The sequence below is a fragment of the Phyllobacterium sp. 1468 genome, assembly GCF_031455525.1.
In the GTDB taxonomy this organism is placed as follows: domain Bacteria; phylum Pseudomonadota; class Alphaproteobacteria; order Rhizobiales; family Rhizobiaceae; genus Phyllobacterium.
The window spans coordinates 528,363-542,675 of the sequence record NZ_JAVDSX010000002.1; the positions used below are offsets into that span (position 1 = coordinate 528,363).

Here is a 14,313-nt window from a genome sequence, read left to right on the forward strand (position 1 = left end):
CATGGACACGCTGGTCGATTCGGCTACCGGTCAGTTCGAGCTGAGCGAGGACCAACTGGCAATCCAGGCCATGGCCCGTGCGTTTGCCGCTGATCGTGTGGCGCCCAATGCGCTCGCTTGGGATCGCGAAAAGCATTTTCCCGCCGACGTGATCCGTGAAACCGGTCCGCTTGGAATGGGCGGTATCTACGTGCGTGAAGATGTGGGCGGTTCAGGACTGAAGCGGCTCGATGCCGTTCTGATTTTCGAAGCCCTGTCGGCGGCTTGCCCCGCATTCTCGGCGTTCATATCCATCCACAATATGGGGACATGGATGGTTGATCTCTTTGGCAACGAGGAACAGCGTCTGCGCTTCGTACCGAAATTGACGTCCATGGAGTGGTTGGCCAGCTATTGCCTCACCGAACCCAACTCTGGTTCCGATGCTGCAGCACTGAAGACGCGCGCGATACGCGACGGCGATGAGTATGTCCTCAACGGTGCCAAGCAGTTTATCTCAGGCGCTGGCGACTCCGACGTTTACGTGACAATGGTACGGACCGGCGAGGACGGACCGAAAGGCATTTCAGCGCTTGTTGTCCCGAAGGACGCCCCCGGTCTTTCGTTCGGTGCAAATGAGTTCAAGATGGGGTGGAACGCTCAATCGACAAGGCAGGTCATATTCGACAATTGCCGGGTTCCTGTGTCAAACCGTCTTGGCCAGGAAGGCGACGGCTTCAAGATTGCCATGGGTGGTCTTGATGGCGGACGTCTCAATATTGCGGCCTGCTCTCTCGGCGGTGCGCAGTCGGCGCTGGACAAAGCCGTAACCTACGCGTCCGAGCGTAAGGCCTTTGGCAAGGCGATTAACCAGTTCCAGGCGTTGCAGTTCAAGCTTGCAGACATGGAGACCGATCTTTCTGCGGCACGAATGCTGCTCTACACGGCTGCATCGAAGCTTGACCGGAAGGCCCATGACGCCTCGAAATGGTCAGCCATGGCTAAGCGCTTCGTTACAGATGTGGGCTTCGATGTCGCCAATGACGCGCTGCAGATCCATGGCGGTTACGGTTATCTGCACGATTATGGCATCGAGAAGCTCGTTCGTGATCTGCGCGTTCACCAGATACTGGAAGGCACCAACGAAATCATGCGCGTCATCATCGCACGGCATATGACCAGTCACTAAACAATTTCATCAGGAGAAAACTGCAATGGCGACTGTGGCTTTTATTGGTCTCGGACACATGGGCAATCCTATGGCGGCCAATCTTGTCAAAGCGGGACAAAAGGTGCTGGGCTTCGATCTGCTGCCGGAAAACCTTGAAACAGCCCGCGGTAATGGCGTGGATGTTACAGGCAGTGCCGAGACAGCAGTCGCTGGAGCCGATGTCGTCATCACGATGCTGCCTGCAGGCAAACACGTATTGACGGTTTATGAAGCTGTGGCAAAAAAAGCGCGAAGAGGCGCGCTTTTCATCGACTCGTCCACGATAGACGTGCACTCGGCGCGAAACGCTCACGAGATTGCTCAAGCCAATGGGCTGCTTTCGGTCGATGCACCTGTTTCTGGCGGTATTGGCGGTGCGGCAGCCGGTACGCTGACGTTCATGGTTGGTGGCAGCGGTGAAGCGTTTGCAACAGCTGAACCCATTCTTAAACCCATGGCGGGCCGCATAGTGCATTGCGGCGAAGCCGGCAACGGACAAGCTGCAAAGATCTGCAACAACATGATCCTCGGTATCTCGATGATCGGCGTCAGCGAGGCTTTCACATTGGCGGAAAAACTTGGCCTCTCGCATCAAGCGCTATTTGATGTAGCCTCGACCTCGTCCGGGCAATGTTGGTCGCTGACAACATACTGTCCGGTGCCTGGCCCGGTTGCGACTTCACCCGCCAATAATGACTATAGGCCGGGGTTTGCTGCGGCTCTCATGTTGAAGGACTTGAAGCTGTCGCAGGAAGCCGCCGCGAGCGTAGGAGCAGCGACACCGCTTGGCGCCCATGCTGAAGAGCTCTACGCGGCGTTCAGCGCAGCTGGCAATGAGGGCACTGATTTTTCAGGCATTGTCAATTTCTTGCGCGAATCCAAACGCAATAACTGAAAACACAGAGGCAAACGCCCAGAAAACTACCAAATTTAGATTTGCTTAAGCTCTCGCTAACCTCGCGGTAACGATGTCCGGTTAAAACTTTACAGGTAAGCAGACCAAGACCCTGCTTGCCTGCTCCGGATCAGGTACTGCGTACCGGAGTCGCCGCTTCTGCGGAATACCAATAAAAAGACCGCACTGCTCCTCTCAGGACAGCGCGGTTTTTTGTCAAATGCTCCGGTTCCGCAATGCAAAGACAAACCGCCGCTTGAAAAGGCAGCGGCGTGCATGGCTTGGTAAATCAGCCCGCGGAACGCGTCCAGATGAATGACACCGCAGAGGCGATACCGCTCTTAAGATTGCTAGACGGCGCGTTACGCTTTTCGGTGGCATTCCACGAAATGTGAACACGATTGTTACGGTTAAAAATGTAGAGCATTCCTGCACCTCGAAGAGAAAACTGTTGTTGCCTTTCAAATGCGCTTCTTGCCTAAAGTTTGATCAGGGAAATTCGCCATGGCGTGTCGCATTTTCTGCATTCATTCAGGCAAATTTGCATGGCAGGCATGCGAAATTGCTTGCTCGCCATACGATTGTGCCGTCGGCACCCAAATAATTGCGTGGCGTTAACAGAAGAGCTCTCCGTACAGTCACAATCTGACAAAGCGCGGCGCTTCCAAATGAATTGATAAAGGAATTGTCTAAGGCGTTGATCTTTCATCTATTGGTTTGTTACGATACCTGGATGAACATTGTGCATTGGTTCTCATTCATTGTCCCGGCGTCGTTATATCGACAGGCCTTGTCGCGATGCACCGCATTTATTCAAAGAAAGCATTGCATTCTGCCGGGATAAGGATGCCAAATGGCACATAAGCGAACAACTGGGTAGGACAGTACCAAGTTAGAATTCGTATTCGGGTGAACTGTCAAAGAGTGGGAGATAAAGCACATGAAGAAGCTACTCGCTTCAACTATACTCGCCGCTGGTCTTTTCGGCTATGCGGGATCGGCATCCGCTGCAGAATGCGGCTCTGTAACAATCGCCAATATGAACTGGCCGTCAGCCGAAGCCTTGGCCAATCTGGACAAGATCATACTGACAGAAGGTTATGGCTGCGACGCCGAACTGGTCGCTGGCGACACGGTTCCAACCTTCACGTCGATGTTGGAAAAGGGTCAGCCGGACATCGCGCCGGAGGGCTGGCTCAACACTGTCCGTGACCTCATCGAGAAGGCCGTCAAGGAAGACAGACTGGTCCTGGCAGCGCCCGCCATTACGGAAGGCGGCACGGAAAGCTGGTGGATACCTAAATATTTTGCCGATGCGCACCCGGATATCAAGACGATTGCGGACGCGATGAAGCATCCGGAATTGTTCCCCGCTCCGGAAGACCCCAAGAAGGGCGCGGTTTATAATTGCCCGTCGGGTTGGGCTTGCCAGATCACGACCACCAACTTCTACAAGGCCTATGGTGGCGACAAAAATGGCTTCACGCTTGTTGATACGGGTTCGGCAGCAGGTCTAGATGGCTCAATCGCCAAGGCCTATGAGCGCAAAGAGCCTTGGCTCGGATATTATTGGGGCCCTACCGCAATCCTCGGCAAGTATCCCATGGTCAAGCTCGACAATGGCGTACCGTTTGACGAAGCCGAATGGAAACGCTGCACTGTCGTTGCCGATTGTCCCGATCCCAAGCCGAATGGCTGGGCGAAGTCGGATATCTACACGGTTGTCACAAAGAAATTTTCTGACGCTGCTGGTCCCGCCTTCGACTATCTGAAAAAGCGGCAGCTTTCGACTGAAGAGTTCAACAAGCTGCTAGCCTGGATGGTTGACAACCAGGCAACCGGTGAAGATGGCGCCAAATATTACCTGAAGAACAATGAGGCGGTTTGGACAAAGTGGGTCTCGCCGGAAGCCGCCGAGAAAATCAAGGCAGCCATACAATAATTGTCAGATACGGCGAAGCAGGGCTTCGCCGTATCCCACTCTTGATAGGTTGAACGCCATTACGTTCAACCGCTTCAGCCATTCGGAAAGCGTATCGCTTGGGGTGGCTATAGAAGGGGCATCGACAAATGGACTGGTTTTACTCATTTCCCAATATGAACGACGACACGCTGCGCAATCTGAAAAAGGCGATGGACGAGGGTTTCAAGGCCTTCACCCGTCAATACGGCGATGTTATCGAGTCGTTTTTTCAACCCCTGCAGTATTTCCTTATCCAGGCAGAACGTTTTATGACGACGACGCCGTGGCCAGTCATGCTGGTTCTCATTGGCGGCATTGCCTGGATTGCCAGCCGCAACTGGAAGATCGTGGGCGGCACTATCCTGACCCTCCTCTTGATCGGCTATTTCGATATGTGGAGTGATGCGATGAAGACCATCGCCATGATCTTCGTCGGAACGGTCGTTTCGATCGTCGTCGGTATCCCGATTGGCATTGTGATGGCGCGTTCCGATGGTTTCCAGCGAATGGTCAATCCCATTCTTGACGTAATGCAGACAATGCCAAGCTTCGTCTATTTGATTCCGGTTGTGATGTTGCTTGGTATCGGCAAGGTCCCGGGCCTCATCGCCGTGGTGATCTATGCCATTCCGCCGATGATCCGCCTGACCAATCTTGGCATCCGCCTGGTCGACAAGGACGTGCTGGAAGCCGCCGATGCATTCGGTTCGTCGAGTTGGCAGCGATTGAGGAACGTCCAAATCCCCCTTGCTCTTCCGACAATTATGGCTGGTATCAACCAGACAATCATGATGGCGCTGGCCATGGTGGTTATCGCGTCGATGATTGGCGTTCAGGGTCTTGGACAGCCTGTGCTACGTTCGGTGAACGGCCAGTTCTTCTCGCTTGGACTTTTCAACGGCCTTGCCATCGTTGGCATCGCCATCATTTTTGACCGCGTTAGTCAGGCCTATGGCAAGCGTCTTCAGAAGCACCAGGAGGTTGTCCATGGCTGATCGTTCGGTTCAGGGAGCAGGCATCAAGATCAAGAATCTCTACAAGATTTTCGGCCCGAGACCGCAGGCCTACGTCGAGGCGGTAAAGAAAGGCATGTCAAAGACCGAACTCAATGAAGCCCATGGACATGTCCTGGGCTTGCGAGACATCAACATCGATATGCCGGCCGGTTGCATACAAGTGGTAATGGGGCTTTCCGGTTCAGGAAAATCCACATTGATCCGTCACATCAATCGTCTGATCGATCCAACGGCCGGTGAAGTCATCATCGATGGCGCCGATGTCTGCAAGATGAATCAGAACGATCTGCGTCAGTTCCGACGCCACAAGACAGCGATGGTTTTCCAGAAGTTCGCTTTGCTGCCCCATCGCACAGTGCTGGATAACACCGTCTATGGCCTCGAGATACAGGGCCTGTCGCGGGAAAAGCAGGAGGAACAGGCCAGGCGCTGGATAGGCCGGGTGGGACTAAAAGGGTTTGAGGATCATTATCCCAACCAGCTCTCAGGTGGCATGCAACAGCGTGTCGGTCTGGCTCGCGCGCTGACCAATGATGCCCCTATCCTCCTGATGGATGAAGCATTTTCGGCCCTGGACCCGCTTATTCGCATGGACATGCAATCGGTTCTTCTCGATCTGCAGAAGGAAATCAAGAAAACGGTCGTCTTCATCACCCACGATCTCGATGAGGCTTTGCGGCTGGGCGATCGCATCGCGATCCTTCGTGACGGCGAAGTTGTTCAGCAAGGAACCGGCCAGGATATCGTTCTGAAACCCGCAGACGAATATATCTCGAGCTTCGTGAAAGAGGTCAATCGCGGCCGGGTCATCATGGTCGACACTATCGCCACTCAATCCGGCGCGCCATCTGCAACGGGCGGAGTAACAGTCAAAACCGGCACGATTCTCGAAGAAGCTGCCAAGACGATGACCGACGCCAACCAGCAATATGCAACGGTTGTTGATGATAACGGAAAACCCACTGGCGTCATCAGCATGAACAATTTGATTCAAGCGATGGTCACGCCGATTAGCCACCTGACATCGAAAGCTGCGGCGGAATAACCAACGCGCCAGGTGTCGCTTCCCTTGCGCTCGGCGTCGCTCACGCCGCGCACCCTACGCCCCGCTCTGGCGATAGTGCACCATCGCCTGTGACAGGTGCGAATGAGGGCATGACCAATGAGTGAACCTGCAGTTGAGACCGACGCAAACGCATCAGCCAGGGACCATGGCAGACGTGGCGGGCGGGCGCGGCCACGCAGCGTTGAAAGCGGTGCTTTCGATCAGCCGCCGTTTCGGCAGCTCAATATCCCATTTACACCGACTAAGATCGTTTCCGACGATGAACTGGAATCGATCCATGATGCATCGCTCAAGGTGCTGCAGGAAATTGGGGTGGACGTGCTGCACGACGGTGCACGCGAAATCATGAAAGAGGCCGGCGCCGACGTTACTCCTGGCACAATGCGCGTTCATTTCGACAAAGAAATGATACTTGAGTATGTCAGTCACGCACCATCCGAGTTCACGCTGCATGCTCGCAACCCCGCACACAATGTGCGTTTTGGCGGCAACAATCTGATTTTTGCGCAAATGGGATCGGCACCGAATTGCTCCGACACGGACAATGGCAGGCGCTCGGGCAATCAGGCGGATTTCCGCAATTTCCTGAAACTGGCTCAGATGCACAATATCATCAATGCAACCGGGGGATATCCTGTAGAACCGATCGATATCCATCCTTCGGTACGTCACCTCGAGTGCATTCGGGATCTGGCGACGCTCACCGACAAGCCGTTTCACATCTATTCGCTCGGCAAGGAGCGGAACCAGGATGGAATAGAAATTGCGCGTCTTGCCCGTGGCGTCAGCCACGAACGGCTGCAGAGCGAAGCATCTTGCTATACGATCATCAACACCAATTCGCCGCTGAAGCTCGATATCCCGATGATGGAAGGCATCATTCAGATGTCGGGCAATGGCCAAATCGTCATTGTCACGCCCTTCACCCTCGCGGGCGCCATGGCCCCTGTCACCATTGCCGGGGCATTGGTCCAGCAGAATGCCGAAGCGTTGGCTGGTATCTCCTTCACGCAAATGGTCAAGAAGGGCGCTCCTGTCGGTTATGGCGGATTCACCTCCAATGTCGACATGAAATCGGGCGCTCCCGCCTTTGGCACTCCGGAATACATGAAAGCGCAGATGGTTGGCGGTCAGTTGGCCCGCCGGTATGGCATCCCCTATCGCACATCCAATGTGTGTGCAGCCAATACGGTGGACGCCCAAGCTGCCTATGAATCGGTGTTCTCGCTTTGGGGCGCGATCCAGGGCGGCGGCAATTTCATGCTGCATTCCGCGGGCTGGCTGGAAGGCGGACTTTGCTGTTCCTATGAAAAGATGATCCTCGATTTCGATCTCCTGCAGATGGTCGCGGAATTTCTGACACCGCTGGATCTGTCGGAGGATGCACTGGGTCTCCATGCCATGCGCGATGTCGGCCCCGGCGGCCATTTCTTTGGCACTGCCCACACCCAATCCCGCTACAAGACCGCCTTTTATGCACCGATTATTTCAGACTGGCGCAACTACGAGAGCTGGCAGGAAGCCGGTTCACCAACGGCGATCGAGCGGGCCAACCGCGTCTGGAAAGAACGACTGGCAACCTACGTGAAACCGGCGATCGATCCAGCGATCGAAGAGGAAATCAATGCCTTCGTTGCAAGGCGCAAGGCCGAAGGCGGCGCTCCCACTGATTTCTGATCGTTGAATCAGACTCTCAACACGTCGAATCAAATTTCCAACTACGAGGCATAAGAATATGAAATCGCACGCTAAAGCAGTTGTCATAGGAGGCGGTGTTGTTGGATGCTCTGTCCTCTATCACCTTGCGCGTGCTGGATGGACCGATGTCCTGCTGATAGAACGCTCTGAACTGACATCAGGCTCATCCTGGCACGCTGCCGGCGGCTTTCATACTCTTAACGGCGATCCGAACGTGGCCAAGCTGCAGGCCTATACTGTCAGCCTTTACAAAGAGATCGAGGAACTTTCGGAACAATCATGCGGCCTGCATCTGACCGGCGGCGTCATGATGGCGGACTCGCCGGAGCGTATGGATTTTCTCCGCCTCGCTCACGCGCGCGGCCGTTACCTTGGCATGGATACGGAACTGATCACGCCATCGGAAGCCAAGGCGATGTTCCCGTTGATGGACGAGACCAATTTCGTCGGCGCCATGTGGGACCCGGTCGAAGGCCACCTCGACCCGTCGGGCACGACCCACGCTTATGCTAAGGCAGCGCGCAAGCTTGGTGCGGAAATAAGTTTGCGTAACCGCGTCGTCGAACTGACACAGGAAACGGATGGGACGTGGAACGTCATCACCGAGCAAGGCACTGTGAAAGCCGAGCATGTGGTCAATTGCGGTGGCCTTTGGGCGCGCGAAGTCGGACGCATGGTCGGCCTTGAATTGCCGGTTCTGGCCATGGAGCACATGTATCTCCTCACCGAGGACATGCCGGAGGTTATGGAGTTCAACAAATCCACCGGGCGCGAACTCATTGGCGTCATGGATTTCAAGGGCGAGATCTATACCCGTCAGGAGCGTAACGGTATCCTGCTGGGAACCTATGAAAAGGCGGCAAAGCCATGGTCGCCTGTGAACACGCCATGGGACTTCGGCCACGAATTGTTGGCGCCGGATATTGATCGCATTGCTCCTTCACTCGAGGTGGGTTTCAAGCATTTTCCGGGTATCGAAAAGGCCGGAATCAAGCAGATCATCAATGGGCCCTTTACGTTCGCGCCAGACGGCAACCCGCTTGTCGGACCGGTTCCTGGCCTCACCAATTACTGGACAGCCTGTGCCGTCATGGCTGGTTTCAGCCAAGGCGGGGGCGTTGGCCTCGCCCTTTCCAACTGGATGGTGCACGGCGAGCCTGGCTTCGACGTCTGGGGCATGGACGTCGCCCGCTTCGGCGAATGGGCGACCCTGCGCTACACCAATGCCAAGGTGCGCGAAAACTATTCGCGCCGCTTTTCCATCCGCTTCCCCAACGAAGAGCTGCCCGCTGGGCGTCCTCAGCAGACAACGCCGCTCTACGACACGATGGTCGCGCAGAATGCGGTCATGGGCGATTCCTGGGGTCTCGAAACTCCGCTGTGGTTCGCGCCCAAAGGCGCAGAAGCCCGCGATATCGTCTCCTATCATCGCTCGAACGACTTCGAGCATGTCGGCAACGAAGTGCGGGCGACACGGACAAATGTCGGCGTCACCGAGATCGCCAATTTCGCCAAGTATGAAGTGACGGGCACAGGTGCCGAGGCTTTTCTGTCGCATCTGATGACCAATACCATGCCGAAGACCGGACGGCTGGTCCTTACGCCCATGCTGAACGAAGAAGGCAAACTCATCGGTGACTTCACCATCGCCAAGGCAGCGGATGACCGGTTCCTGATTTGGGGATCGTCCGCCGCGCAGCGTTATCACATGCGCTGGTTTCAGAAACAGCAGCCGAGGGACGGCTCAGTTCGCATCCATCGGTTCGATCAGACACTGGTGGGTCTGGCGATTGCCGGTCCCAGAGCACGCGATCTCCTTGCAAAACTCGTCGACGAGGATGTGTCAAACGTGGCTTTCCGCTTCATGGATTTCCGGGAGATGGCTGTCGGTGGAGCGCCGTGCAAGGTCAATCGCATCTCCTACACTGGCGACCTTGGCTATGAGATCTGGATGGAGCCTGCCTACCAGCGCCTTGTGTACAAGGCGATCAAGGAGGCGGGCGCCGAATACAACATCGTGGATTTTGGTATGCGCGCATTGCTCGCCATGCGGCTGGAGAAAAATTTCCCCACATGGTTCCGCGAATTGCGTCCAATCTACGGTCCGTATGAAGGGTCTATGGATCGCTTCATAAAGCTCTCCAAGAATGATTTCATCGGCCGCGAAATGGCCGCCAAGGAAAAGGCGGAGCTTGATACGGGGACCAGCAAGAAGCTGCGCCGCGTCTCCTTCCTGATTGACGTGCCACATGGCGAGGATGCGGCCGATGTGATGGGCGACGAGCCGATCTGGGCCAAAACCTCGAAGGATTACGGGACGGTTCAGGCAGGTCATGGTGTCGGCGCTCCGCGCTTTGACGCAACAGGGGCGGTGGTTTCCCATGAGGGCGACAAGGGGGCTGTGCAGGGCGAATGGCGTGTCGTAGGCTGGGTTACGTCCGGCGGCTATGCCCATTATGTCGGGCAGTCAATGGCTCAAGGCTACGTACCGGCGGAACTCGCCAAAAGCGAAGAGCGGGGTTTATTTGAGGTTGAAATTCTCGGCGTTCGCCGCGCCGCCCGGATCAATCTGGAGCCGCCGTTCGATCCGTCAGGCGAAAAGATGCGCGGGTAATTCAAAGGCTGAAATATAGGGCAGGCCTTTGCGCTTGCCCGTCCAGCCGACGACGACCAAGGCGCTGGCTGCTTCATCATAGCGCTGCGCCAGTTCCCAGGATTTGCAATCGATAGCAGCGATATCTGCTCGGCCAGACGCAACGGCTTCAACGGAATTGCGATGCCCGCCGGTCTCCGTATGGCTGATAAACAGATCCAGCGTCTCTCCTTGCGCTTCGAGGTCCCGCTGAAGAGCGAGATAGCCGGACATGGAGTCGCGACTATTGAACGCGAGCCGTTTCTGCCGCATCACTTGCACAGGCAGGCTGGCCTCTCCGCCGGCTGGCGCCTTGACAGGCGTCCCCTCGCCTCGCCGCATGACCAATGCGCTTGAGTAAAGTTCGCCACTCCCACCATCAACGCCAGAGTAGTCATCCTGCCCGACAACATGCACATAGGCTTGAAGGCCCAACTCGAGCGGGCCCCAGCAGGTTTGGGCAAAGAGTAAACCTGGATGACACCACAGCGCATGCCGATCTAAATCGTCGGGTGGAAGTTGGGCCGGATCGGGCGCGATGACATTGCCAGCCTTATTCTTGATGCCGCCAGGAACCGCGGGCAGATCAGCATTGCGGCGCACCAGAAAATCCGGCGCATCAAAACCGTTCGATCGCAATGCGTCACGCAAGGCCGCCCACTGCGCATCAACCTCCGCGCGCCGTTCCGGCCAATCATACATCGGCAAAGCCGCTACAAGAGTCATGTAGCTTGTTTACTCTTTCGGCGGCTCGGCGGGAATAGGCATTGTTGAGCCACCCTGCAGACTGATGCCATGGCGGCGTGGCCGGAAGGCCCGTCCTGGAGCTGGTTCACGACGAAGAACGGGATGAACGACTTCCTGTTTTTTGCGGAATGCATATGCACGCAAAATCTCGAAATAATTACGGAAAACATAACCACCATTCATGCGCTGCCATTCCTCTCGCTGCTCGCGATAGAGCTCCGGCAGATCATACCAAGGCGCAGTTGGCCGCTTATGGTGCACAAAATGCAGATTGTTATTGAGGAATATGAGAGCGAGAGGCGATTTCTCCACGATAATCGTCCGCCCATCCGGGCGCTCCGACCATTGGTGTTCGCAATAACTACGGATCGAGATGATTGACAGGCCCCAATAAACAGCCGTCAGCGCGTACAGCCAAAGCGGAATGCCGAAGACCAGCCATACCAGACCGAGCATTGGAACAAGTCCGGCGCCATGCAAAAGCCAGGCGGTGCGCGTCTTCCGATCGCCTCCAGCAACCAGTTTCACCTCAGCGATGACAAAGCCAACGGCCATCAGAATCGGGCCAATAACAATCCGGCCACTCAGCGTGTTGTTCCAGTTGAGGAGCGATTTGACAATTACAGGCAGTTTCTCCCAATCGCCCAGAGCCCGGAAATAGCTCTCAGGATCGTCATAGGGATCCGTCAGCCGCTCATCCGCATGGTGCTTGAGGTGAAGATGCTTGTACCGTCGGTAAGGGAAAACGAGTCCAATCGGCAATGAAATCAGGATTTCGTTGACAAGACCACTGCGCGTTGGGTGGCCGTGCAGAACTTCATGCTGTAGGGACGAATGCAACGCGACAGAAATGGCCATCGCCGCCAAAGCAACCAATGGCATGGTGTCGTAGACGTAAAAACCGGAGAAAAACCAAAGCCCGTAGCAGGCTGCCATTAAGGCCATGGTTGGCCATTCAATGCCGGTGCGCTTGCGCGAATGCTGGGATTGCAAAGAGGGTATGTTGTTATGTCGTTCTGATTCCATGTTTTTAATGGTCTCATTGTCAGGAGCTGTCAGCAATGCGATTTTTGTGAGTAAGTGTTGATTATGCGCACCAAATGGCGCATTTGTTGTGCATTATAAACAATGCGGTGCGATTATGGATAAACGAGACCTTTCCCGCCTGTTCCAGGAACGCATCAAAACTCTTCTTGTCCGAAGCGGTGAAAACCAGTCAGCCTTCGCTGCATCGGTCGGTATCGACCGCTCGGCGCTGTCTCAATTGCTATCGGGCGTATCTACCAGGCTGCCGCGCGTTGAGACGTTGCTCAACATTGCCGAGCGCCACGCCGTGTCGCTCGATTGGCTTTTGGGATTGAGCCAGGACGAAGGCATTACAGGCGAACTTCGCCCAAGCATGGAAATAGAAGAAGGTTCGGATAATTTCGAGCGCACGCTCCTCGTCAAATGGCATGCCGAAGCGACCGGCAGCAAAATCCGCTACGTCCCCGCGCGCATCCCGGACCTGTTGCGGACACAGGCGGTGGTTGCATACGAAACATCGATGGTCCACCGCGACCCGGCAACTCAGTTGAGCGAGACCGCATTCCGGCTAGACTACAATCGTCAGCCCGGCACCGACATGGAAGTCTGCATGCCCTTCCAGACGCTAAGCGACTTCGCTTCGGGTTGCAGCATCTGGAGCGATGTGCCCCGCAAGGTTCGTCTCGAACAGCTCAACCACATGGCCGAATTGATTGATGAGCTCTATCCATCATTTCGGCTCTATCTCTTTGACGGCCGCGAGCGCTTTTCTATCCCCTATACTGTTTTCGGCCCCTACCGCGCCGCTATATTTGTCGGGGAAATGTATCTGGTCCTGTACACAACGGAGGCCGTGCTGACGATGCAACGGCACTTCGACGGACTTATCCGGGTGGCCAAGGTCAATGCCCACGAAGTGGCTGGATACATTTCGTCGCTGAAGGTCGGTTGACCATGCGGCAGGTCTTGTCGCAAATGATTATTGACCAGATATAAAGACTTCCTTATATCGTTATTTAATTCATCCAAGGGAAATGTGCGCCATGACCATTGCAAACCCACTTGCTGATCTCATCGCCGAGAAGGGCGTTTTGCTTGCCGATGGCGCAACGGGAACAAATCTTTTTGCAACGGGGCTCGAAGCGGGCGAAGCTCCGGAACTCTGGAATGAAGCGCAACCCGAGAAAATCGTTGCCCTGCACCAGGGATTTGTCGATGCCGGTGCCGACATCATCCTGACCAATTCCTTTGGCGGCACACGTCATCGGCTGAAACTGCATCATGCACAGGATCGTGTATTCGAACTCAACAAGAAAGCTGCCGAACTTGCGCGTAGCGTTGCTGACACGGCAGACCGAAAGGTCATTGTTGCAGGTTCCGTGGGCCCCACAGGCGAATTGCTGGTACCCCTTGGTGCCTTGACCGAAGAAGATGCGGTCGCGGCCTTCACGGAACAGCTGGAGGGCTTGAAGGCTGGTGGTGTGGATGTCGCCTGGATCGAGACGATGTCAGCTCCGGGCGAAATACGCGCAGCTGCAGAGGCTGCTGTAAAAGTGGGCCTTCCCTACGTTTATACCGGATCATTCGATACAGCGGGCAAGACTATGATGGGCCTGCCGCCGAAGGACATCCACGGTGTAGTCGATGGACTTTCGCAGCGTCCGGTTGCCGTTGGTGCAAATTGTGGCGTCGGTGCCTCGGATATTTTGGCGTCTCTCCTTGACATGAGCGAAGCCGATCCTTCCGCAACAATCGTTATTAAAGGCAACTGCGGCATACCGGAATTTCGCGGCGCGGAAATCTTCTATTCCGGCACTCCGGAACTGATGGCCGATTACGCCCATCTCGCAATCAATGGCGGCGCAAAGATCATCGGTGGCTGCTGCGGTACATCATTCGAGCATCTGGCGGCAATGCGCAGAGCACTCGACAGTCACACGCATGGCGCGCGCCCTTCTGTCGAAACAATCGTCGAGACCATCGGACCGATGCGCAACAAGCTTGCGGCTCACGCGGATGACATGCCAAAGCGGGAACGCCGCGGGCGGCGGGGATAAACCAATCTGATGCAAAAAACCGGC

Annotated in this window: 10 protein-coding genes and 1 pseudogene; 9 read left to right on the forward strand and 2 right to left on the reverse strand. The window is 55.6% G+C overall.

Annotated features, from left to right (window positions below; translation table 11 throughout):
* The first annotated feature begins 1 nt into the window (after position 1).
* From J2X72_RS08010 to J2X72_RS08040, 7 genes and pseudogenes are all read left to right on the forward strand, one after another.
* Positions 2 to 1,168 carry an isobutyryl-CoA dehydrogenase gene (locus J2X72_RS08010; RefSeq protein ID WP_310070488.1) on the forward strand — a complete coding sequence of 389 codons (1,167 nt, stop codon included), beginning with the start codon at positions 2 to 4 and terminating at the stop codon, positions 1,166 to 1,168.
* Positions 1,169 to 1,181: 13 nt separating this feature from the next.
* A pseudogene (gene mmsB, locus J2X72_RS08015) lies at positions 1,182 to 2,084 on the forward strand (3-hydroxyisobutyrate dehydrogenase); the annotation flags it as partial.
* Between the two features lie 940 nt (positions 2,085 to 3,024).
* The gene (locus tag J2X72_RS08020) at positions 3,025 to 4,026 is read left to right on the forward strand and encodes an ABC transporter substrate-binding protein (protein WP_210000797.1); all 1,002 of its coding nucleotides are present in this window, start codon (positions 3,025 to 3,027) and stop codon (positions 4,024 to 4,026) included.
* 128 nt (positions 4,027 to 4,154) lie between these two features.
* The gene (locus tag J2X72_RS08025; RefSeq protein WP_210000794.1) at positions 4,155 to 5,042 is read left to right on the forward strand and encodes a proline/glycine betaine ABC transporter permease; all 888 of its coding nucleotides are present in this window, start codon (positions 4,155 to 4,157) and stop codon (positions 5,040 to 5,042) included.
* The gene (locus J2X72_RS08030) at positions 5,035 to 6,108 is read left to right on the forward strand and encodes a glycine betaine/L-proline ABC transporter ATP-binding protein (protein ID WP_310070491.1); all 1,074 of its coding nucleotides are present in this window, start codon (positions 5,035 to 5,037) and stop codon (positions 6,106 to 6,108) included. Before J2X72_RS08025 ends, J2X72_RS08030 begins: the two co-directional genes overlap by 8 nt.
* A gap of 117 nt (positions 6,109 to 6,225) precedes the next feature.
* Entirely contained in the window at positions 6,226 to 7,806 is a 1,581-nt protein-coding gene (locus tag J2X72_RS08035) for a trimethylamine methyltransferase family protein (protein WP_310070494.1), read from the forward strand.
* A gap of 58 nt (positions 7,807 to 7,864) precedes the next feature.
* Positions 7,865 to 10,441, forward strand: coding sequence for an FAD-dependent oxidoreductase (locus J2X72_RS08040; RefSeq protein WP_310070496.1), 2,577 nt, complete (start codon positions 7,865 to 7,867; stop codon positions 10,439 to 10,441).
* Here the strand turns inward: J2X72_RS08040 and J2X72_RS08045 are convergent.
* Complete coding sequence (locus tag J2X72_RS08045) at positions 10,418 to 11,185, reverse strand: PhnD/SsuA/transferrin family substrate-binding protein (protein ID WP_310070499.1); 768 nt, start codon at positions 11,183 to 11,185, stop codon at positions 10,418 to 10,420. The two genes, J2X72_RS08040 and J2X72_RS08045, sit on opposite strands and share 24 nt — an antisense overlap.
* A gap of 9 nt (positions 11,186 to 11,194) precedes the next feature.
* A complete protein-coding gene (locus J2X72_RS08050; protein WP_310070501.1) occupies positions 11,195 to 12,151 on the reverse strand; it encodes a fatty acid desaturase in 957 nt (318 codons plus the stop codon).
* A gap of 196 nt (positions 12,152 to 12,347) precedes the next feature.
* On the opposite strand from J2X72_RS08050, the gene J2X72_RS08055 reads away from it, so the two are divergent.
* Together J2X72_RS08055 and bmt are read left to right on the forward strand one after the other, a co-directional pair.
* Positions 12,348 to 13,184 (forward strand): helix-turn-helix domain-containing protein, encoded by an 837-nt coding sequence (locus J2X72_RS08055; RefSeq protein WP_210000782.1) that lies wholly within the window; start codon positions 12,348 to 12,350, stop codon positions 13,182 to 13,184.
* A gap of 91 nt (positions 13,185 to 13,275) precedes the next feature.
* Positions 13,276 to 14,289: a betaine--homocysteine S-methyltransferase gene (bmt, locus tag J2X72_RS08060; RefSeq protein WP_310070505.1), complete on the forward strand. Its 1,014-nt coding sequence runs from the start codon at positions 13,276 to 13,278 to the stop codon at positions 14,287 to 14,289.
* Positions 14,290 to 14,313: the final 24 nt, after the last annotated feature.

Bases quoted from the DNA above. Each gene is read 5' to 3' on its own strand.
- bmt (WP_310070505.1), top strand. From the start codon at position 13,276: ATGACCATTGCAAACCCACTTGCTGATCTCATCGCCGAGAAGGGCGTT.
- J2X72_RS08010 (WP_310070488.1), top strand. From the start codon at position 2: ATGGACACGCTGGTCGATTCGGCTACCGGTCAGTTCGAGCTGAGCGAG.
- J2X72_RS08030 (WP_310070491.1), top strand. From the start codon at position 5,035: ATGGCTGATCGTTCGGTTCAGGGAGCAGGCATCAAGATCAAGAATCTC.
- J2X72_RS08040 (WP_310070496.1), top strand. From the start codon at position 7,865: ATGAAATCGCACGCTAAAGCAGTTGTCATAGGAGGCGGTGTTGTTGGA.
- J2X72_RS08045 (WP_310070499.1), bottom strand. From the start codon at position 11,185: ATGACTCTTGTAGCGGCTTTGCCGATGTATGATTGGCCGGAACGGCGC.
- J2X72_RS08055 (WP_210000782.1), top strand. From the start codon at position 12,348: ATGGATAAACGAGACCTTTCCCGCCTGTTCCAGGAACGCATCAAAACT.
- J2X72_RS08025 (WP_210000794.1), top strand. From the start codon at position 4,155: ATGGACTGGTTTTACTCATTTCCCAATATGAACGACGACACGCTGCGC.
- J2X72_RS08050 (WP_310070501.1), bottom strand. From the start codon at position 12,151: ATGGCCTTAATGGCAGCCTGCTACGGGCTTTGGTTTTTCTCCGGTTTT.
- J2X72_RS08020 (WP_210000797.1), top strand. From the start codon at position 3,025: ATGAAGAAGCTACTCGCTTCAACTATACTCGCCGCTGGTCTTTTCGGC.
- J2X72_RS08035 (WP_310070494.1), top strand. From the start codon at position 6,226: ATGAGTGAACCTGCAGTTGAGACCGACGCAAACGCATCAGCCAGGGAC.